16 protein-coding genes are annotated in these 19,458 nt (G+C 67.9%); 7 read left to right on the top strand and 9 right to left on the bottom strand.

The genetic code is table 11. The features are described from left to right. Positions 1-3 precede the first annotated feature (3 nt). From PSK12I2_RS0113265 to pcaC, 6 genes are all read left to right on the top strand, one after another. Complete coding sequence (locus PSK12I2_RS0113265) at positions 4-789, top strand: CoA-transferase subunit beta (protein WP_027598791.1); 786 nt, start codon at positions 4-6, stop codon at positions 787-789. After that, positions 786-2,000 carry a 3-oxoadipyl-CoA thiolase gene (pcaF, locus tag PSK12I2_RS0113260; RefSeq protein ID WP_027598790.1) on the top strand — a complete coding sequence of 405 codons (1,215 nt, stop codon included), beginning with the start codon at positions 786-788 and terminating at the stop codon, positions 1,998-2,000. The genes PSK12I2_RS0113265 and pcaF overlap by 4 nt, the downstream gene beginning before the upstream one ends. Before the next feature lie 226 nt (positions 2,001-2,226). Further along, the gene (locus PSK12I2_RS0113255; RefSeq protein WP_027598789.1) at positions 2,227-3,519 is read left to right on the top strand and encodes an MFS family transporter; all 1,293 of its coding nucleotides are present in this window, start codon (positions 2,227-2,229) and stop codon (positions 3,517-3,519) included. Positions 3,520-3,535: 16 nt separating this feature from the next. Beyond that, a complete protein-coding gene (locus PSK12I2_RS0113250) occupies positions 3,536-4,894 on the top strand; it encodes a 3-carboxy-cis,cis-muconate cycloisomerase (protein WP_027598788.1) in 1,359 nt (452 codons plus the stop codon). A 16-nt stretch (positions 4,895-4,910) separates the two neighbouring features. Continuing rightward, positions 4,911-5,699 (top strand): 3-oxoadipate enol-lactonase, encoded by a 789-nt coding sequence (gene pcaD / locus PSK12I2_RS0113245; RefSeq protein WP_027598787.1) that lies wholly within the window; start codon positions 4,911-4,913, stop codon positions 5,697-5,699. A gap of 11 nt (positions 5,700-5,710) precedes the next feature. Next, complete coding sequence (gene pcaC / locus PSK12I2_RS0113240) at positions 5,711-6,106, top strand: 4-carboxymuconolactone decarboxylase (RefSeq protein ID WP_017642968.1); 396 nt, start codon at positions 5,711-5,713, stop codon at positions 6,104-6,106. Between the two features lie 974 nt (positions 6,107-7,080). Here pcaC and PSK12I2_RS0113235 read toward each other — a convergent pair. The 9 genes from PSK12I2_RS0113235 to PSK12I2_RS0113200 all read right to left on the bottom strand — a co-directional run bounded on the left by PSK12I2_RS0113235 (position 7,081) and on the right by PSK12I2_RS0113200 (position 18,131). Further along, positions 7,081-8,487, bottom strand: a complete 1,407-nt coding sequence (locus PSK12I2_RS0113235) for a YncE family protein (protein WP_051398726.1) — start codon at positions 8,485-8,487, stop codon at positions 7,081-7,083. 119 nt (positions 8,488-8,606) lie between these two features. Then, positions 8,607-9,131, bottom strand: a complete 525-nt coding sequence (locus PSK12I2_RS0113230) for a GNAT family N-acetyltransferase (RefSeq protein WP_027598785.1) — start codon at positions 9,129-9,131, stop codon at positions 8,607-8,609. A 163-nt stretch (positions 9,132-9,294) separates the two neighbouring features. Next, positions 9,295-10,446 carry a pyrroloquinoline quinone biosynthesis protein PqqE gene (pqqE, locus tag PSK12I2_RS0113225; RefSeq protein ID WP_027598784.1) on the bottom strand — a complete coding sequence of 384 codons (1,152 nt, stop codon included), beginning with the start codon at positions 10,444-10,446 and terminating at the stop codon, positions 9,295-9,297. Between the two features lie 147 nt (positions 10,447-10,593). Continuing rightward, positions 10,594-10,869, bottom strand: a complete 276-nt coding sequence (gene pqqD, locus PSK12I2_RS0113220; RefSeq protein ID WP_027598783.1) for a pyrroloquinoline quinone biosynthesis peptide chaperone PqqD — start codon at positions 10,867-10,869, stop codon at positions 10,594-10,596. Beyond that, positions 10,866-11,615, bottom strand: coding sequence for a pyrroloquinoline-quinone synthase PqqC (pqqC, locus tag PSK12I2_RS0113215; protein ID WP_027598782.1), 750 nt, complete (start codon positions 11,613-11,615; stop codon positions 10,866-10,868). Before pqqC ends, pqqD begins: the two co-directional genes overlap by 4 nt. A gap of 5 nt (positions 11,616-11,620) precedes the next feature. Further along, positions 11,621-12,532, bottom strand: a complete 912-nt coding sequence (pqqB, locus tag PSK12I2_RS0113210) for a pyrroloquinoline quinone biosynthesis protein PqqB (RefSeq protein ID WP_027598781.1) — start codon at positions 12,530-12,532, stop codon at positions 11,621-11,623. Between the two features lie 55 nt (positions 12,533-12,587). After that, positions 12,588-12,659 (bottom strand): pyrroloquinoline quinone precursor peptide PqqA, encoded by a 72-nt coding sequence (gene pqqA / locus PSK12I2_RS24610; protein WP_003243383.1) that lies wholly within the window; start codon positions 12,657-12,659, stop codon positions 12,588-12,590. A gap of 184 nt (positions 12,660-12,843) precedes the next feature. Next, entirely contained in the window at positions 12,844-15,234 is a 2,391-nt protein-coding gene (pqqF, locus tag PSK12I2_RS0113205; protein WP_027598780.1) for a pyrroloquinoline quinone biosynthesis protein PqqF, read from the bottom strand. Positions 15,235-15,698: 464 nt separating this feature from the next. Beyond that, positions 15,699-18,131, bottom strand: coding sequence for a glucose/quinate/shikimate family membrane-bound PQQ-dependent dehydrogenase (locus PSK12I2_RS0113200; RefSeq protein WP_051398725.1), 2,433 nt, complete (start codon positions 18,129-18,131; stop codon positions 15,699-15,701). A 333-nt stretch (positions 18,132-18,464) separates the two neighbouring features. Between PSK12I2_RS0113200 and PSK12I2_RS0113195 the strand changes: the two genes are divergently transcribed. Next, positions 18,465-19,406, top strand: coding sequence for an AEC family transporter (locus tag PSK12I2_RS0113195; RefSeq protein ID WP_027598778.1), 942 nt, complete (start codon positions 18,465-18,467; stop codon positions 19,404-19,406). Positions 19,407-19,458 lie beyond the last annotated feature (52 nt).

The raw sequence follows: 19,458 nt of genomic DNA, 5'->3' as shown, positions 1-19,458 counted from the left end.
ACCATGAGCGACTTCACCACCAATGAAATGATGACCGTGGCCGCCGCGCGCCGCCTCGGCAATGGCAGCGTCTGCTTTGTCGGCATCGGCTTGCCGTCCACCGCGGCGAACCTGGCGCGCCTGACCCATGCGCCGGACGTGGTGCTGATCTACGAATCCGGCCCCATCGGCGCCAAGCCCTCGGTGCTGCCGCTGTCCATCGGCGACGGCGAACTGGCCGAGACCGCCGACACCGTGGTGCCCACCGGCGAGATCTTCCGCTACTGGCTGCAGGGCGGGCGCATCGACGTCGGCTTCCTCGGCGCCGCCCAGGTCGACCGCTTCGGCAACATCAACACCACGGTGATCGGTGACTACCACCAGCCCAAGGTACGCCTGCCGGGCGCCGGCGGCGCGCCGGAGATCGCCGGTTCGGCCAAGGAGGTGCTGATCATCCTCAAGCAGTCGCACCGCAGCTTCGTCGACAAGCTGGCCTTCATCACCTCGGTGGGCTTTGGCGAGGGCGGCGATCACCGCCAGCAACTGGGCCTGCCGGGCAAGGGCCCGACCGCCATCATCACCGACCTCTGCATCATGGAACCGGAAGCCGGCACGAACGAATTCGTGGTGACCGCCCTGCATCCCGGGGTGACTCGCGAGCAGGTGGTGGCCGCCACCGGCTGGGCCCTGCGCTTCGCCGATCAGGTCGCCACCACCGAGGCGCCGACCGCCACCGAACTCGAGGCCCTGCGCGATCTGCAGGCCCGCACCACGGCGGCCCACGGCGGCCAGAAGGGAGGCGAGGAATGAGTCGCCCCGTCTATATCTGCGACGCCGTCCGCACCCCCATCGGCCGGCTCAACGGCGGGCTGTCCGCCGTGCGTGCCGATGACCTGGCGGCCATCCCGCTCAAGGCGCTGCAGGAACGCAATCCCCAGGTGGACTGGTCCGCCGTGGACGAGGTGTTCATGGGCTGCGCCAACCAGGCTGGCGAAGACAATCGCAACGTGGCACGCATGGCGGTGCTGCTGTCGGGACTGCCGGAAACGGTGCCGGGCGTGACCCTCAATCGCCTCTGCGCCTCGGGCATGGAAGCGGTGGGCCAGGCCTACCGCGCCATCGCCCTGGGCGAGATGGACCTGGTGATCGCCGCCGGGGTGGAATCCATGACCCGCGCGCCCTATGTGATGGGCAAGGCCGACAGCGCCTTCGGCCGTGGCCAGAAACTGGAAGACACCACCCTGGGCTGGCGATTCGTAAATCCGGCAATGAAAGAGGCCTATGGCGTCGACAGCATGCCGGTCACCGGCGACAACGTCGCCGCCGACTATGGCGTCAGCCGCGCCGACCAGGACGCCTTCGGCCTGCGCAGCCAGCAGCGCGCCGCCGCGGCCCAGGAATCCGGTTACTACGCCGAGGAAATCGTCCCGGTGACCATCAAGGGCAAGAAAGGCGACGTGGTGGTCGAGCGCGACGAGCATCCGCGTGCGGACACTACCGCCGAAGGCCTGGCCAAATTGAAGCCAGTCAACGGCCCGGATAAGACCGTGACCGCCGGCAACGCCTCGGGCCTCAACGACGGCGCCTCGGCCATCATCCTGGCCTCGGCGGAGGCCGTTAAGAAGCACGGCCTGACGCCGCGGGCCAAGGTGCTGGGCATGGCCAGTGGCGGGGTGGCGCCGCGCATCATGGGCGTCGGCCCGACCCCGGCGGTGCGCAAGCTGCTCAAGCAACTGGACCTGACCATCGACGCCTTCGATGTCATCGAACTCAACGAAGCCTTCGCCGCCCAGGGCCTGGCCGTGCTGCGCGAGCTGGGCGTGGCCGACGACAGTCCCAAGGTCAATCCCAACGGCGGCGCCATCGCCCTGGGTCATCCCCTGGGCATGAGCGGCAACCGCCTGGTGCTCACCGCGGTGCACCACCTGCAGAAGACCGGCGGCCGCCTGGGTCTCGCCACCATGTGCGTGGGCGTCGGCCAGGGATTGGCGCTGGCGGTGGAGCGGGTGGACGGAGCCTGAGGTTCCTAGGTTAATCGCGGCCATGGGCCGCTCCTACAAGAGCATGACCCTGTAGGAGCGGCCCATGGCCGCGATGGCCAGAGCTGATCGTAGAGCCATTGCTCAGCAAATGTCCCAAATCTCACCCATCCCCATGCCCACACCCCCCTGTAACCGCGTGTGTCTCTCCTGGTCCGATGGCGGTAGGCTGTCCTCCGTCCATCCATACCTATAATTAAGGATCTCCATGAGCACTCACCCGCATTACAGCTTCGAGGAGCGCAAGAAGCGCATCTTCGCCATCGTCGGCGCCTCGTCCGGCAACCTGGTGGAATGGTTCGACTTCTACGTCTACGCCTTCTGCTCCATCTACTTCGCCGCCGCCTTCTTCCCCAAGAGCGATCCCACCGTGCAGTTGCTGAGCACCGCCGGCGTCTTCGCTGCGGGCTTCCTGATGCGGCCTCTGGGCGGCTGGATCTTCGGGCGCATCGCCGACAAGTACGGCCGGCGCACCTCCATGGTCATCTCCATCCTGATGATGGGCGCCGGCTCCCTGGCCATCGCCTGCCTGCCCACCTATGCCAGCATCGGCGTCGCGGCGCCGGCCCTGCTGCTGCTCGCGCGGTTGCTGCAGGGCATCTCGGTGGGTGGTGAATACGGCACCACCGCCACCTACATGAGCGAGGTGGCGCTGCGTGGCCAGCGCGGCTTCTTCGCCTCCTTCCAGTACGTCACCCTGATCGGCGGCCAGTTGCTGGCGGTGCTGGTGGTGGTGATCCTGCAGCAGGTGCTGAGCGACGCCGACCTGCGTGCCTGGGGCTGGCGGATTCCCTTCCTGGTCGGCGCCGCTGCCGCGGTGATCTCGCTGTTCCTGCGGCGTTCGCTGGAAGAGACCACCACCGCCGAGACCCGCGCCAACAAGGAAGCCGGTACCCTGAGCGGCCTATTCAAGCACCACAAGGCGGCCTTCTTCACCGTGCTCGGCTACACCGCCGGTGGCTCGCTGATCTTCTATACCTTCACCACCTACATGCAGAAGTACCTGGTCAACACCAGCGGCATGGATGCCAAGACCGCCAGTGCCGTGATGACCTGCGCCCTGCTGGTGTTCATGCTGATGCAACCGCTGTTCGGCATGCTCTCCGACCGCATCGGCCGGCGCGCCTCCATGCTGCTGTTCGGCGGCCTGGGTACGGTCTGCACCTGGCCGATCCTCACCGCGCTGGCCAGCGTCCAGAGTCCCTTCGTGGCCTTCCTGCTGATCTGCCTGGCCATGGCCATCATCAGCCTCTACACCTCCATCAGCGGCCTGGTGAAGGCGGAGATGTTCCCGCCGGAAGTGCGCGCCCTGGGCGTGGGCCTGTCCTATGCGGTGGCCAATGCGGTCTTTGGCGGCTCGGCGGAATTCGTCGCCCTGAGCTTCAAGACCCAGGGGCATGAAGAAGTCTTCTACATCTATGTCTCGGTGATGCTGGCGGTGGCCTTCCTGGTCAGCCTGAGATTGCCGCGGCAAGCCACCTACCTGCATCACGACCACTGAGCCCCGAGGAATCCCCATGTCCAACCTGCTGTTCGACGCCTACTTCACCCAGGCCGCCATGCGTGCGGTGTTCTGTGACCAGGGGCGACTGCAGGGCATGCTGGACTTCGAAGCGGCCCTGGCGCGCGCCGAGGCGGCGGTGGGGGTAATCCCCCAGACGGCGGTGGCGCCCATCGCCGCCGCCTGCCGCGCCGAACGCTATGACGCGGCCGAGCTGGCCCGGGCCGTGGTCAGCGCCGGCAACTCGGCCATTCCCCTGGTCAAGGCCCTGGGCCGGCAGATCGCCGCCCAGGACCCCGAGGCCGAGCGCCATGTGCACCGCGGTGCCACCAGCCAGGACGCCATGGACAGCGGCCTGGTCCTGCAGCTCCGCCAGGCGCTGGACCTGCTGGACGCCGACCTGGCGCAACTGGCCGAGGCCCTGGCCACTCAGGCCGAGCGCCATGCCGGCACCGTGCTGGCCGGCCGGACCTGGCTGCAACATGCGACGCCCGTGACCCTGGGCATGAAGCTGGCCGGGGTGCTGGGCGCCATCACCCGGCACCGCCAGCGCCTGGCCGAACTACGGCCGCGGGTGCTGGTGCTGCAATTCGGCGGCGCCTCGGGCAGCCTGGCCGCCCTGGGCGCTGACGCCCTGCCGGTGGCCGAGGCCCTGGCCCGCGAGCTGGGGCTGAGCCTGCCGGAGCAACCCTGGCACACCCAGCGCGATCGCCTGGTCGAGGTCGGCGCCTGGCTGGGCCTGGTGGCCGGCAGCCTGGGCAAGCTGGGACGCGATCTGTCGCTGCTGATGCAGACCGAGGCCGCCGAGGTGTTCGAGCCTTCGGCGCCGGGCAAGGGCGGTTCCTCCACCATGCCGCACAAACGCAATCCGGTCGGCGCGGCGGTGCTGATCGCCGCTGCCACCCGCGCGCCGGGTCTGGTCAGCACCCTGTTTTCCGCCATGCCCCAGGAGCACGAGCGCAGCCTGGGCCTCTGGCATGCCGAATGGGAAACCCTGCCGGAGCTGTTCTGCCTGGTCTCCGGTGCCCTGCAGCAGGCCCAGGCCATCGTCGCCGGGCTGGAGGTGGATGCCGCGCGCATGCAGGCCAATCTGGAGTTGACCCACGGCCTGGTGCTGGCCGAGGCGGTCAGCATCGCCCTCGCCGGACGGCTGGGGCGCGAGGCCGCTCACCACCTGGTGGAGCAGAGCTGCAAGCGCGCCGTCCAGGAGGGTCGCCATCTGCGTCTGGTGCTCGGCGATACCCCCGAGGTCACCGCCGAACTCTCCAGCGCCGAGCTGGATCGCCTGCTGGACCCCGCCCATTACCAGGGCCAGGCCCGGGCCTGGGTGGCCCGCGCCCTGGCCGAACATCGCACCCTGCCTACTCATTCCTAAACCAGAGGACTGCCTGATGCCCAGCGTACGTCTCGCCGATGGCGACCTGAACTACCGGCTGGAGGGCCCCGAGGGCGCCCCCGTGCTGATCCTGTCTAATTCCCTGGGCACCAACCTGGCCATGTGGGACGACCAGGCCGCCGCCTTCAGCGAGCGCTTTCGCCTGCTGCGCTACGACACCCGCGGTCACGGCGCCTCCCTGGTGACGCCCGGCCCCTATCGCATGGATCAGAACGGCCGTGACGTCCTGGCCCTGGCCGACGCCCTGGGTATCGACCGCTTCGCCTTCTGTGGCCTGTCCATGGGCGGCTCCATCGGCCAGTGGCTGGGCATCAACGCCCCCGAGCGGGTCACCCGCCTGGTGCTGTGCAACACCGGCGCCAAGATCGGCACCCCGGAGGTTTGGAACACCCGCATCCAGACCGTCGAAGCCGGCGGCGAGCAGACCATGCGCGACCTGCGCGACGCCTCCATCGGCCGCTGGTTCACCCCTGACTTCGCCAGCGCCGAACCGGAGAAGGTCGACCGCATCGTCGCCATGCTCGCCGGCACCTCGCCCCAGGGTTATGCCGCCAACTGCGCGGCGGTACGCGACGCCGACTTCCGCGAGGTGCTGGACGCCATCCAGGCCCCGACGCTGATCGTCGCCGGCAGTCATGACGCCGTGACCACCCCGGCCGACGGGCGCTTCCTGCAGGAGCGCATCCCCGGCGCCGAGTACGTCGAGTTTCCCGCCGCCCACCTGTCCAACGTGCAGATGGGCACTGCCTTTACCCAGCGCGTGCTGGCCTTTCTCAGCGCCTGAAGGAGTCGATCTTGGACGAAAGAGAACGTTACGAAGCCGGCATGCAGGTCCGCCGCGCGGTGCTGGGCGACGCCCACGTCGATCGCAGCCTGGAAAAGCTGACCCCCTTCAACGAAGAATTCCAGGAGATGATCACCCGCCACGCTTGGGGCGATATCTGGACCCGCCCGGGTCTGCCGCGGCACACCCGCAGCCTGATCACCATCGCCATGCTGATCGGCATGAACCGCGAAGGCGAACTGCGCCTGCACCTGCGCGCCGCCCGCAGCAACGGGGTGACGCGGGAGGAGATCAAGGAGCTGATCATGCAGAGCGCCATCTACTGCGGCATCCCGGCGGCCAATGCCACCTTCCATCTGGCGGAGGCGGTATGGGATGAGTTGGGGGTGGAGTCGCTGGAGGGGTGAGTTTCCCCCCTTTGGCCCCTGTTTGGATGATGCCCGCCGGGTTGGATTCGGCGGGCGTTGGTTGTTGGGCGTAGGTTGGGTTGAGCGTTAGCGAAGCCCAACGCCTGTGCTATTGGGTGCCAGGGCTGGTTATCGAGTGCTTTGAAGGTTCTTGTTTCGCCCACCCGGGCGACTCACTTTTTGCAGTCGCCAAAAAAGTAAGCAAAAACGCTTGCCCCGACCATCCGGCCCTCCGCTTCGCTCCGGGTCCGCTCACACCAGTGCCGTTCCGGGGTCGGTCCAGATGGGCCGTCCCTGGCCCACTGGACCTCTCGCCGCATCCCTGCGGCTCGACCCACTCCACGACGCTGGCGTTCGCCCTGCTGAACGGGGCGATTCACGCGCCTGATGCCTTGGGTGCAAACCGGTAGGGTGGACAACGGCGCAGCCTTGTCCACGTGTTAAGCGTTACTCCCTAAGTGGAAAACGCTGCGCGGTTTTCCACGCTACGAATCGCTATGGGTTCTCCCTGAAAACACGAACTCCCAGGCTAGCGCCCCGTCCCCGTCAGTGAGGCCGAGTGCAGGTGTCGCGGAGGGGGATGCGAGGCAGGACGCCGAGCAAGGCGCGAGGGGCAGGAGGCCCCTTCGTGCCGTGCCCCTGGAGCGGCGCCGGAGCGAGGGGACCCGAAGGGCCGAAACGTGGGGACAGCGTTTTTGCTTACTTTTTTCGCGCTTGAAAAAAGTGAGTCGCCCGGGTGGGCGAAACAAGAGGTATCAGCAAAGCTTGATAAGCAGCTAGGGCACCGGTAAGCCAAGGCATCCCGGCCAAACTCAGCTGTGTTGGGCTTCGCTTCGCTCAGCCCAACCAACGAAACCGGCACCCCTATCAGCTCTGTCTTGTCAGGCTTCGCTAACGGCCAATGCAAGCGTGGATTTACGCCTTATCGCGGTCGTGGACCGCTCCTACGCAAGCGGCCATCAGCCCGGAGCTTGTTACTTCGCCATCACGCGCGTAATCCGATCCCCCTCGGCATCATCCTGCCCCTTGGCCTTGTTGACCGCGTACACCACGCCCTTGCCATCCACCACCGCGTGGTTGGGGTAGGTGCCCAGTTCCAGGTTGGCCTTGATGGTGCCGTCCGGGTCGACCACGGTCAGGGTGCCGGCGCCGCGGTTGGTCACGTAGGCCAGGCGCTTGACCGTGTCGAAGGCCACGTTCAGCGCTCCGGCGCCGGTGGTGACGTTGTGCAGGGTCTTGCCGGTCTTGGCGTCGACGATCAGCAGGTTGTCGCTGCCTTGGGCGGTAATGAACAGGCGATCGGTCTGGGGATCGTGGGCCACGCCCATGGGGGTCTTGGCGCCCTGGATCGGGAAGACCTTCTCGACCTGCTCGGTCTTGGCGTCGATCACCGCGGCTTCGTTGGTCTTCAGGCTGACGGCGTAGAGCTTGTGCACCGCCGGGTCCAGGTGCATGCCGACCACGGCGAACTGCTCGCCGCGCACGCCCGATTCGATGGCGATGTGCTTGCGCACGGCCGGGGTCTTGGCGTCGAAGCTGACGATGTCCGGGGTCATGGCCGCCGAGGCGAAGGCGCGGTCGAGTTTCTCGTCGACCACCACGGTGTGGGCATGGGGCACGAGGCCGGGTTCGAATTGCTTGACCAGGCCCAGGTCGCTCTGGCGATAGACCGCCACGGTGTTCTGCCGGGTATTGGTGGTCCAGACGGTGCCGTTGCGATCGTCCACGCCCACGCCGTAGACGGCGTAGACACCGGCGTCCTCGCCCGGGGCGGCGGCCGGGGTGATCTGGCGCTGGATGGACAGGTCCTTGGGGTCGAGCTTGAGCAGCTGCGAGACCTTGACCGGCGGGCGGCCCACGGCCGAGGTGACGAAGAGGGCGCCGGTCTTGGCGCTGCTGTCCACCTGGTAGAGGCCGGGGACCAGTTTGACCGCGGTGAGGCTATAGGCCTCGGCGCCGGACAGCGGCACCACCGGCGAGACCTTGAGCGGGAAGACCGCGGCGCCCGAGGGCTGGGCGGTGCTGATGACGATGGGGTGTTGGCCGGGGGCGGCGTCTTCGGGGATGCGCAGGGTCGCCTTGAAGTTGCCTTGGGCGTCGGCCACGTAGGCGGCGTCGGGGTTGAGCGCCACGCCACCGCGCGACAGGGTGATCTGCTGACCGGGGGTGAAGCCGCGGCCGTCCAGCGCGACCTCGCTGCCGGCCAGGATGGCGGTGCCGGTGACGGGACTGGCCTTGATCTCGCCGTGGTAGTCCGGATCGGGGGCTTCGAAGCTGGAGCGCGCCTGGGCGGCTTGCCCGCCCAGCGTCAGCAGGGCGGCCAGCAGGGTGACGGAAAAGACGCGCCGGCCCTTGGCCGAAGACGCTGGAGCGATGTTCATCAGGGATTCCTTGTAGCGGCGATCAAGATACCCGCGCCAGAGCGCCGGGCAGCGGAGGCCCTCCTGGGCTAGGCCATGTTAAGGCGAAAGCGAAATACTTGCATTTAGATTTGCAGGTTTTACGCGGGGTCGCTGTCCGGGGTATCGAGGGTGCGCTGCATCAGGCAGGCGCCGGCGCCATAGCCGGCCAGCTTGGCCTCGAGCGCGGCATCGGCCGGAACCGGGTGATAGTGATGGCGCTGCCAGTAGCCGATGGCGTTGGACAGCGACACCAGCCGCCCCTGGCGCAGGCGGGCGCGTCGGGCCTGGCCCTTGGCGTGGCGATAGAGCCGCCCGGCCACGCCCTGGCCCTGGGCGTCAGGGTGCACGGCGCAGTCGTGCAGGAACCAGGTCGAGGCCGCGCCCGGCAGCTGCTCCAGGCGGGCGCCCAGCACCGGTGGCAGGCCGTCGTCCCAGGGATAGGCGATCAGATAGCCCTGCAGCCGCGCCTCGGCGTCCAGGGCCGCCCAGCAGTGTTCCGGGGCGAGCTCCAGGCGATTGGCGTAGAAGGCGTGGTCTTCGAGCAGGTCGGCGGGGTAGTTGGCCGCCTGGATGGCGAGGACGGCCGGGAGGTCGGCGGGGCGCAGCGGGCGTATCGAAGGCATGACGAGGCGGGGGAAAAGGTCCGGCCGGGCAGTATGGTCACTGCCCGGCCGGGAGGCAAACGCCTCGGAGCCGTGGGTGGTGAGTCCCGTCGCTAGCCTGCGCCTTGGCGCGGGGACCTGGATTCCAGCGGCGACCTTGGCGTGCCTGGCGCCGCCGCCGGCCCTAGGCCTTGGCGATCAGCCGCGAGTTGCGCTCGTTCCTGAAGTGCAGATCTTCGATCCGCTGGGTCGCGGTCTCGGCTTCCTGGCGGGCGGCGAGGATGAGGTCGTGGTGCGGGGACTTGGCGCAGACCGGATCGGCGTTGCGTGCATCGCCGGTGAGCATGAAGGCCTGGCAGCGGCAGCCGCCGTAGTCCTTTTCCTTCTCGTCGCAGGAGCGGCAGGGCTCGGGCATCCAGTCGTAGCCGCGGTAGACGTTGAAGCCGAAGGAGTCGTACCAGATGTGCCTGAGGTCCTGCTCCTTCACGTTGGGGAAGGCGATGGGCATCTGCCGGGCGCCGTGGCAGGGCAGGGCGGTGCCGTCCGGCGTGATGGTCAGGAACAGCTTGCCCCAGCCGTCCATGCAGGCCTTGGGGCGCTCTTCGTAGTAGTCCGGGGTGACGAAGATCAGCTTGCAGGGATGGTTCTCGGCCTTGAGGCGCGCGCGGTACTCGTTGGTGATGCCTTCGGCGCGCTCCAGCTGGGCCCTGGTCGGCAGGAGACCGGCGCGATTGCGCTCGGCCCAGCCGTAGAACTGGCAGGTGGCGAGTTCGACGAAGTCGGCTTCCAGGGCCAGGCAGAGGTCGATGATCTGGTCGATGCGATCGATGTTGTGCCTGTGGGTGACGAAGTTGAGCACCATCGGATAGCCATGGGCCTTGACCGCCTTGGCCATGGCCAGCTTCTGGGCGAAGGCCTTCTTCGAGCCGGCCAGCAGGTTGTTCACCTGTTCGTCGCTGGCCTGGAAGCTGATCTGGATATGGTCCAGGCCGGCCTCCTTGAATTCGGCGATGCGCGCCTCGGTGAGGCCGATGCCGGAGGTGATGAGGTTGGTGTAGTAGCCCAGCCGGCGCGCCTCGCGGATCAGCTCGGCGAGGTCCTGGCGCACCAGGGGCTCGCCGCCGGAAAAGCCGATCTGGGCGGCGCCCATCTCCCGCGCCTCGGCCATCACCTTGAACCACTGTTCGGTGGTCAGCTCGCGACCCTGGGCGGCGAAGTCCAGGGGATTGGAGCAATAGGGGCACTGCAGCGGACAGCGATAGGTGACCTCGGCCAGCAGCCACAGCGGCAGGCCGACGTTGTGCTTGCCTACCGCCGGCGGCTGCGGGAGTTGCATGGGCACCCCAGGCAATTGAGAAGTGCCTGCGCTCGGTGATGCTGCGTTAGAAACCCGCTCGGAATGCTCATTTACCATTTGTAAACTCCGCTTCCTCGCGGGTTTCTGCCTTGCCTAACCTTCGCTCGGCGACTTCTCGAATAAGGCTTAGCCGAGCAGGAGCCAGTGCTCTGCACGAGCGACCTCCATGAATTGTTCGACGTCGGCGCCCAGCTCGGGCACGCCGGGAAAGCGTTCGTCGAGGACGGCGATGATGGCGGCCACGTCACGCTGGCCGTCGATCAGCCCGCCGATGGCGGCGGCGCTGTCGTTGAGCTTGATCATGCCCTCGGGATAGAGCAGCACATGGGCGTTCTGCGCCGGCTCGAACTGGAAGCGATAGCCGGGGCGCCAGCGCGGCACCTGGGTGCGGTCGAAGCTCATAGGTCGATTCCTCGGTGCCAGCGGCGCTCGGCGGTGACGCTGTGATAGGGCGGGCGGTGCAGTTCGTAGGCCATGCTCATGGCGTCGAGCATGGTCCAGAGGATGTCCAGCTTGAACTGCAGGATCTCCAGCATGCGCTGCTGGGACTCCCAGGTGGTGTAGTGCTGCAGGGTGATCTGCAGACCGTGCTCGACGTCGCGGCGGGCCTGGCCCAGGCGGGTGCGGAAGTACTCGTAGCCGGCCGGATCGATCCAGGGATAGTGGGTCGGCCAGGCGTCCAGGCGCGACTGGTGGATCTGCGGCGCGAACAGTTCGGTCAGGGAGCTGCTGGCGGCTTCCTGCCAGGAGGCGCGACGGGCGAAGTTGACGTAGGCGTCCACTGCGAAGCGCACCCCGGGCAGCACCAGTTCCTGGGAGAGCACCTGCTCGCGGTCCAGGCCGGTGGCCTCGGCCAGGCGCAGCCAGGCCTCGATGCCACCTTCGCTGCCGGGCTCGCCGTCGTGATCGAGGATGCGCTGCACCCATTCGCGACGGATCTCGCGATCCGGGCAGTTGGCCAGGATGGCGGCGTCCTTGAGCGGGATGTTGACCTGGTAGTAGAAGCGGTTAGCCACCCAGCCCTGGATCTGCTCGCGGCTGGCGCGGCCCTGGTACATGGCCACGTGATAGGGGTGGTGGATGTGGTAGAGGTCGCCCTTGGCGCGCAGGGCGGCTTCGAATTCGGCGGGCGTAAGGGCGTCGGGCATGGCGTTCACAACTCGATGGACATGCCGTCCCAGGCGACTTCCACGCCCTGGCGCACGACGATGGCGCGCTCGGGGGAGTCTTCGTCCAGGATCGGATTGGTGTTGTTGATGTGGATCAGCACCTTGCGCTGGCGCTCGAAGCCGGCCAGCACCTCCAGCATGCCGCCGGGGCCGATCTGCGGCAGGTGGCCCATCTCGGTGCCGGTGCGGGTGCCCACGCCGCGACGCTGCATCTCGTCGTCGGTCCAGAGGGTGCCGTCCACCAGCAGGCAATCGGCCTGGCCCATCAGCTCCAGCAGGGCGGCGTCCGGCTGGCCCAGACCCGGAGCATAGAACAGCTTGCCGCCGGTGCGTCGGTCGTGCACCAGCAGGCCCAGGTTGTCGCCCGGGTGCGGATCGTGGCGATGGGGCGAATAGGGCGGTGCGGCGCTGCGCAGCGGGAAGGGCGTGAATTCCAGATTCGGACAGGCCGGGATGGTGAAGCTGCCGCTCAGGGCGATGGGCTGCCAACTGAGCCCGCCGTTCCAGTGTTCGAGCATGTTGAACAGCGGAAAGCCGGTGGTGAGGTCCTGGTGGACCATCTCGGTGCACCAGACCTCGTGGGGGCAGCCTTCGCGCAGGCTGAGCAGGCCGGTGGTGTGGTCGATCTGGCTGTCCAGCAGGACGATGGCGCGGATGCCGGTGTCACGCAGGGCCCGCGCCGGCTGCAGCGGGGCGAAGCCGGCCAGCTGGGCGCGGATGTCGGGCGAGGCGTTGCACAGGATCCAATTCACCCCGTCGTCGGACAGGGCGATGGAAGACTGGGTACGGGCCTGGGCCCTGAGGGTGCCCTTGCGGAAGCCGTCGCAATTGACGCAATTGCAGTTCCACTGGGGAAAGCCACCGCCGGCGGCGGAGCCGAGAATCTGGATATGCATGGGAAAGGCTAAACCTGGAAAAAGTACGCCCCGGCGAACCGGGGCGTGGGGCGCATCAACGGTTGGCGAAGTACATGGTGACTTCGAAGCCGATGCGCAGGTCAGTGTAAGCAGGCTTGGTCCACATGGGAGGTCTCCTCTTTTGACTGCGAAAGCCGGAAGGATCCGGTCGTCAAGTCTAACAAATGTTACCTAGCTAAGGGTTTTTGCCGCGACGAATCGCTGGCGGTCCGGCGGACATAACTGTCTTACCGATCCTGCAACAGATTGACCGCCAAGGCCGGCCGACGCTCCCGGGAAAGTGTTGAAAGCTATGACATCCAGCCGGATGGCGCGTGGGCATTGGCCAGGGCGAAGCGCGGCGCGTCGCTGGCGGTGAGTTGTTGCCAGGCCTGCTGCAGGGCCCCGTCATCCAGGGCGGCCAGGGCCTGCTGCAGGGGCGCGAGATCCAGCGCCCCACTGCGCTGGAAGCCCCACCAGAGCCGCTCGGCCAGGGCGGCGCGCTGAGGGGTGGCGGGGCTGAAGTCGCGCCCCAGCTGACCGATGTCTTCTGCCAGCGTCATGGCCTTGGCCTGCACCGCGTTGCGGCTGTCGGCCAGGCAGCCTTCGATTTCCGCGAGGATCTCCGCCGCCCGGGCCTGGGGCGACTGCACGCCGATCAGCAGGCCACCTTGATCGTCCAGCAGGCGATAGGCGGAAAACACCGCATAGCCCAGTTGCCGCTCGCTGCGCAGGCGCTGGAACATCGGTCCTTGCAGGCGCGCCGCCAAGAGCCGCCAGGCGGCTTCGGTGGCGGGGCGCGCATCGGGTTGCGGACAGAACAGCAGCAGCGCCTGCTGGGCATCGGCGCTGGGTTCGTGGTGCCAGTGGCGACCGGTGCAGCCCGGCGGTTCGCCCAGCGGCCCGGCCTGGGGCCGAGGCGGCGGCGTGAGGGCGGCCAGGGACGCCTGCGCCGCCTCGGGCAGGCCACAGGCCAGGGCCTGCCAGCGCGGGTCTGCTTCATTGACTGTCAGCGGCATGACCGCATTTAGTCGCTCGGGCAGGACCTTGAGCAACTGGCGGATCAGCATGGGCTCGATCGAGGCTGCGGGGAGCGGCTGGGAAACGTCCAGCGCGTTCGTCAGGCGGCCGAGCGCCTGCTCCAGCACCGCCGGCAGCGCCATGGCCCAGCCCTGTAGCCGCAATTCCCAGGGCGTCCCGGGCGGACTCCAGCGCAGGCTGACGCCCGCCTCGGCGGCCAGCCGGGGTAACGCGCCCAGCACCCGGACATCGGGCGCGACCGGTGCCGGTCCCGGCCATTGCCAGCGCAAAAACAGCAGGCCTTCGCGCCGCTGGGGGGCGAGGGCCTGGCTGATCGGCCAGGACTGCCTCGTCGGGGCGCTCGGCGTGACGGGGTCGGCGAGCAAAGGATTGATCGGAGGCAGGGCAAAGGGGACGGCGACGGGAGCTGTTGTGCACGGGGAGTCGGCCAGGCCGGCGGCGAAGCCGCTGAGGCGCTCGGGGACCAGTTGCGCGAGCAGCCGGGGCCAGGCGGCCTGGGCGGCCGGGGAGAGCGCCGGTTGTGGCCAGGCGTCTCCTGGCCGATCCAGCCAGAGGCGCTCACCTAGGCGCCTTGCCAGCCCCAGGGCGGGCAGGGTCGCCCAGAGGCGCTGGGTGCGTTCGGCGTGGCCCTGCTGCAGTGCGGCGAGGGGTGTCTGGCGCAGGGCGTCCAGCCAGGCGAACAGGATGCCGGTCAGGTGGCTCGGGCTGGCCTGGGGGCCGGGCACGAGATCCAGCCGGAGCAGGCCCTGGCGGGCCTGGCGATAGGGCCAGGCGAGGCTCAGTCGTTCGGCCTGGCCCGCTTGGCGCAGGAGGGCGGGCAGGCCGCCGGGATGGTCGCCGAGCAGCAGGGTTTCCAGCAACTCCGCCGCTTCCCAGCTGCCGGGTGGCAGGTCATCGAGGGCGAATTGCACGGCCAGCGTCGGGGGCGTTGTGGCGGTGGTCTGCCAGCGTTCGCCTGCAGCCGGAAGTGCTTGCGGCGCTACGGCGCTGGGCGCCGGGCCAGGGGGCAGCAGGGCGCCCTGTTCCCGGGCCAGGTCGACCAGTTCGGCCAGCGGTTGCGGCCCGGCCAGCACCAGCAGTGCATTGTCGGCCCGGTAGTGCTGGCGCTGGAAGTCGCGCAGGGCCGCCTGGAAGGCCGGGCTCTGCAGCGGCAGGCTGTAACGGTTGCCGGCATGGAAGCCGGCGGCCGGATGGTCGGCGGGCAGGCCGGCGGACAGGGCCAGGTCGCGGCGGGTGTCGGCGCTGCGCGACCAGGCGATGAATTCGGCGTGCAGCACCTCGCGCTCGCGGCGCTGGGCGTCGGCTGCCAGCAGGGGCGCGGCGAGCATGTCAAGCAACCGGGCGAGCCCGGCGGCCAGGTGCTCGGGAGCCAGGGCGAAAAAGAAGTCGGTGGTGGTCTCGCGGGTGCTGGCGTTGAGTTCGCCGCCCAGGCGCTGCACCAGCGGCATCAGGCCGTCCGCCGCCGGATAGCGCCGGCTGCCGAGAAAGAACAGGTGTTCGAGAAAGTGCGCCAGCCCCGGAAAGGCCCGCGGCGCCTGGTGACTGCCGGCGCCGATGCGCACCAGGGCGGCGGCCTGGGGCAGCTCGGGGTCGTGCAGCAGGGCGATGGCCAGGCCATTGGCCAGGCGCAGCCGGCGATGGAAGGGGGCGGAGGTGGGCATGGGGGTAGCTTAACCGAGTCGGGCTGAACGACGGTTGATGGGGTTGGCGCTGGTGCCCGGGGTTGCCCTCACCCCGACCCTCTCCCTGGGGGAGAGGGGGAAGAGCGGTTGGAGTGTCGAGGTTTGCCCTCACCCCGGCCCTCTCCCTGGGGGAGAGGGGGAAAAGCGAGAGTTGTGCTTGGTTTGCCCTCTCCCTGCGGGTGAGGCGTGGCCTCGACACCGTAGCGTGGAAAACGGCGCAGCCTTTTCCACTGGCCCCCGGGTGCCAGGGGGCTCTCGTCCCCGTTCCCTTCCGGAAGGAGCAAAGCCCTTTTCATGGAAAGAAAAACCAGGCGAAAAAATCCCGGCTGGGCCGGGATTCTTGGGTGGGGCGAGGGGGATTCCAACAGGATGTCAAAAATGCTCGAAGCATCCTCGCCCCGGACCCTCTCCCGAAGGAGAGGGGAGCTCGGGCGCGGGCGCCCTTACTTCTTCTCGGGCAGGGCGAAGGCCATCACGTAGTCACCCTGCTTGGTGCCCAGCGAGCCATGGCCGCCGGCATAGACCAGCACGTACTGGCGACCGTCCTTGCCGGTGTAGGTCATGGGGGTGGTCTGGCCACCGGCCGGCAGGCGGCCTTTCCACAGTTCCTTGCCGTTCTTCACGTCATAGGCGCGCAGGTACTGGTCCAGGGTGCCGCTCAGGAAGGCCACGCCACCAGCAGTGGTGACGGTGCCGCCCAGGCTGGGCACACCCATGGGCAGGGGCAGCGGAACCGGCGAGTTGTCGCGCACGGTGCCGTTCTTGTGCTTGTAGACCAGCTTGCCGGTGGTCAGGTCGAGACCCGCCACGTAGCCCCAGGCGGGTGCCTGGCAGGGCAGGCCCAGGGGCGACAGGAAGGCCGACAGGATCACGCCGTAGGGCGCGCCCTTGTTGGGCTGGATGCCCTCGGTCTCGCTCTTGCGCGCCGGCTGGTTGGCGATCTCGTCACGCGGTACCAGCTTGGAGGTGAAGGCCATGTAGCTGGGGTTGAGGAAGGCGATCTGGCGTACTGGATCGACCGAGATGCCGCCCCAGTCGAACACGCCGAAGTTGCCCGGGTAGACGATCGAGCCCTGGGTGGACGGCGGGGTGTAGATGCCCTCGTAGCGGTGCTCGCGGAAGGCGATGCGGCACAGCGCCTGGTCGAAGGGCGTACCGCCCCACATGTCGCTTTCCTTGAGGGTCGGCGCGGCCAGGTTGATCGAGGAGACCGGCTGGGTCGGCGAGGTGTGGTCGCCTTCCACCGCGCCCTGGGGCACCGGGGTTTCGGTGATCGGGTAGATGGGCTGACCGTTGGTGCGGTCCAGCACATAGATGCTGCCCTGCTTGGTCGAGGCCATCAGCGCGGGTTTCACGCCGCCTTCGGTCTTGATGTCCACCAGGGTCGGCTGACCGCCCACGTCCATGTCCCAGAGGTCATGGTGGGTGAACTGGTAGTTCCAGCGCACCTTGCCGGTGGCGATGTCGAGGGCGACCACGCCGGCGCTGTACTTCTCGGAGGCCGGGGTACGGTCACCGCCCCACTGGTCGGGCATCTGGTTGCCCATGGGCAGATAGACCATGCCGACCTTTTCGTCGACGGCCATCATCGACCACATGTTGGGCGAGTTGCGGGTGTAGATGCCGTCGGCGGCGATGGGCGCGGTGGCGTCCGGATTGCCGCTGTCCCAGTTCCACACCAGCTTGCCGGTGTGCACGTCGTAGGCGCGGATCACGCCGGACGGCTCGTCGGTGGAGACGTTGTCGGTGACGTGGCCACCGATGATCACCAGGTTGCGGGTCACCGCCGGCGGCGAGGTGGAGTAGTAGCCGCCGGGCGTGAAGCTGCCCATGTTGGCGGTCAGGTCGACCTGGCCATTGTCGCCGAAGTCGCTGCACACCTTGCCGGTGTCGGCGTTGATGGCGATCAGGCGGGTGTCGGCGGTGGGCAGGAACAGGCGGCGCGGGCAGCTGCTGGCAGCCGGGGTGCTCTGCTCGTCGACCGGGACGGCACTGCCGGTGGCCGGGCTCTGGCCCGCGGTAGTGGTGCCGGCATAGGTGGCGTCATCGTGGTAGGCCACGCCGCGGCAGGTCATGTGCGCCCAGCCCTTGAAGCTGTCGGCGTGCTGGGTGCTCAGCTTGGGATCGAAGCGCCAGATTTCCTTGCCGCTGTCGGGATCCACGGCGATCACCTGGCTGTGCGGCGTGCAGACATAGAGCTTGCCGTTGACCTTGAGCGGGGTGTTTTCCGCGGTGGTCTCCTGGGGATCGTTCGGGCCGGGGATGTCGCCGGTACGGAAGGTCCAGGCCGGTTGCAGATCCTTCACGTTGTTGACGTCGATCTGCTTGAGCGGCGAGTAGCGATCACCGAAGGCGGTGCGGCCATAGGACGGCCAGTCGCCATCGGCGGCGGTCGGCGCGGCGCTCTGGGTGCCGGCGGTGTCGCGGCCCAGGTCACCGTCCAGACGGTTGTAGTTGACGAACTGGGCGACCAGGGCGACGACCGCAGCGATCACCAGGGAGCCGACCAGCGGCAGGCCGCCGCTGCGGCTGTCCAGCGGACGGCGGAACACCGGGATCAGGAGCACCAGGCCAAGGACGAACCAGAGCGCCAGGCGCGGCACCAGCTGCCACCAGTCGAACTGGACTTCCAGTACGGCCCAGGCGGTGGACATCACCAGGAAGAAGGCATAGACCCAGACCCCGCTGGCCCGCCGGATGCACAGCAGGTAACCACTCAGGGCGAGCAGCACGCCGCCGCCGAGGTAGTACAGGGAGCCCCCGAGGGTGGCCAGTTTGATGCCCAGCCCCAAGAGGGCCAGGCCCAGGAGGATGAACAGGATGCCGAGTAACCTGGCAGGCAGGCCTCCCGGTCTCGCGTTGGAAGTGACAGTCATGGCAGCGCTCGCAATGCAATCGTGAAAAGAGACTTCGACTCGATCGACGACATCGCAAATCGGAACCGCATGCGGATCTGTCGTCTGCTACGTCTGAACCTGTTGTCTGTCTTATTGTTCCACCCCTTCGCCGGCTTCCCTGGCAGGAAGTTAGAGCGGTCGCGCTGAGGCGAAGCGGGGGATGGATCGGGGGCGTCGTCTGAATCGGGCGGGTAGATAGTAAGCTAAGCATTGACTGATGTCACTTCGCGATGACGGAAGGAAGAACCCCGCAGCGCGTCGTGCCTGCTACCATCGCGAGCCGTTTCCGCGATGCCTTCCGCCATGTCCGACGTGCTTGCCCTGGTCCAGGCGACCTTCGACGTCACCGCCCCGGTCTTCGCCCTGGTGCTGCTGGGCTGCGTGCTCAAGCGGCTGGGCTGGATCGACACCCCCTTCATCAACACCGCCTCGGCCCTGGTGTTTCGCGCCACCATGCCGACCCTGCTGTTTCTCGGCATTCTCAAGGCCGATCTCGGCGAGGCGCTGCAGCCGCTGCTGCTGGGCTATTTCGCCCTGGCCACGGTGGTGAGTTTCCTGGCTGCCTGGGGCTGGGCGATCTGGCGCTGTCCCCATGCCGATCGCGGGGTCTATGTGCAGGGCGCCTTTCGCGGCAACTGCGGCATCGTCGGCCTGGCCCTGGCGGCGACCCAGTACGGCGACTATGGGCTGTCGGTGGGCGGGATCATGGCCGGCATGGTCATCCTCTTCTACAACGTGCTCTCGGCCATCGTGCTGGCGCTCTACAGTCCGCACCTGGAGGCCAACTGGCGCACCCTGCTGCGCAGCATCCTCGGCAATCCTCTGATCATTGGCATCCTGCTGGCGATTCCCTTCGCCTATTTCCAATGGCAATTGCCGCGCTGGCTGGACACCTCGGCGCGCTATTTCGCCGGGCTCACCCTGCCACTGGCGCTGATGTGCATCGGCGCCACCCTGTCGCTGGCCTCGCTACGCGAGAGCAGCGGCCTGGCGGTGGGCGCCAGCCTGTGGAAGATCGTCTGGATTCCGCTGCTGGGCGTGCTGGGCGCCCTGGCGCTGGGCATCCAGGGACCGGCGCTGGGCATCCTCTTTCTCTACCTCGGGTGCCCGACGGCGGCGTCGAGTTTCGTCATGGCCCGCGCCGCCGGCAGCAATGCCCAGCTGGCGGCGACCATCGTGGTGCTCAGTACCCTGGGCGGGATGCTGACCACCAATCTGGGGCTGCTCCTGCTGAAAGGTTTCAGCCTGCTGTAGTGCACGCCGCCCAGACATCGGCGTTGTGAGAACGTTTATCGGTTGGCGCCAG

This window comes from Pseudomonas sp. MOIL14HWK12:I2 (assembly GCF_000510745.1).
GTDB classification, from domain to species: domain Bacteria; phylum Pseudomonadota; class Gammaproteobacteria; order Pseudomonadales; family Pseudomonadaceae; genus Chryseomonas; species Chryseomonas oryzihabitans.
This window is presented reverse-complemented; position numbering and strand designations above follow the sequence as displayed.

Bases quoted from the DNA above. Each gene is read 5' to 3' on its own strand.
- pqqE (WP_027598784.1), bottom strand. From the start codon at position 10,446: ATGCAACTCCCGCAGCCGCCGGCGGTAGGCAAGCACAACGTCGGCCTG.
- pcaD (WP_027598787.1), top strand. From the start codon at position 4,911: ATGCCCAGCGTACGTCTCGCCGATGGCGACCTGAACTACCGGCTGGAG.
- PSK12I2_RS0113235 (WP_051398726.1), bottom strand. From the start codon at position 8,487: ATGAACATCGCTCCAGCGTCTTCGGCCAAGGGCCGGCGCGTCTTTTCC.
- PSK12I2_RS0113200 (WP_051398725.1), bottom strand. From the start codon at position 18,131: ATGACTGTCACTTCCAACGCGAGACCGGGAGGCCTGCCTGCCAGGTTA.
- pqqB (WP_027598781.1), bottom strand. From the start codon at position 12,532: ATGCATATCCAGATTCTCGGCTCCGCCGCCGGCGGTGGCTTTCCCCAG.
- pqqD (WP_027598783.1), bottom strand. From the start codon at position 10,869: ATGAGCTTCGACCGCACCCAGGTGCCGCGCTGGCGCCCCGGCTATCGC.
- pcaF (WP_027598790.1), top strand. From the start codon at position 786: ATGAGTCGCCCCGTCTATATCTGCGACGCCGTCCGCACCCCCATCGGC.
- pqqF (WP_027598780.1), bottom strand. From the start codon at position 15,234: ATGCCCACCTCCGCCCCCTTCCATCGCCGGCTGCGCCTGGCCAATGGC.
- pqqC (WP_027598782.1), bottom strand. From the start codon at position 11,615: ATGCCCGACGCCCTTACGCCCGCCGAATTCGAAGCCGCCCTGCGCGCC.
- PSK12I2_RS0113250 (WP_027598788.1), top strand. From the start codon at position 3,536: ATGTCCAACCTGCTGTTCGACGCCTACTTCACCCAGGCCGCCATGCGT.
- PSK12I2_RS0113230 (WP_027598785.1), bottom strand. From the start codon at position 9,131: ATGCCTTCGATACGCCCGCTGCGCCCCGCCGACCTCCCGGCCGTCCTC.
- PSK12I2_RS0113265 (WP_027598791.1), top strand. From the start codon at position 4: ATGAGCGACTTCACCACCAATGAAATGATGACCGTGGCCGCCGCGCGC.
- PSK12I2_RS0113255 (WP_027598789.1), top strand. From the start codon at position 2,227: ATGAGCACTCACCCGCATTACAGCTTCGAGGAGCGCAAGAAGCGCATC.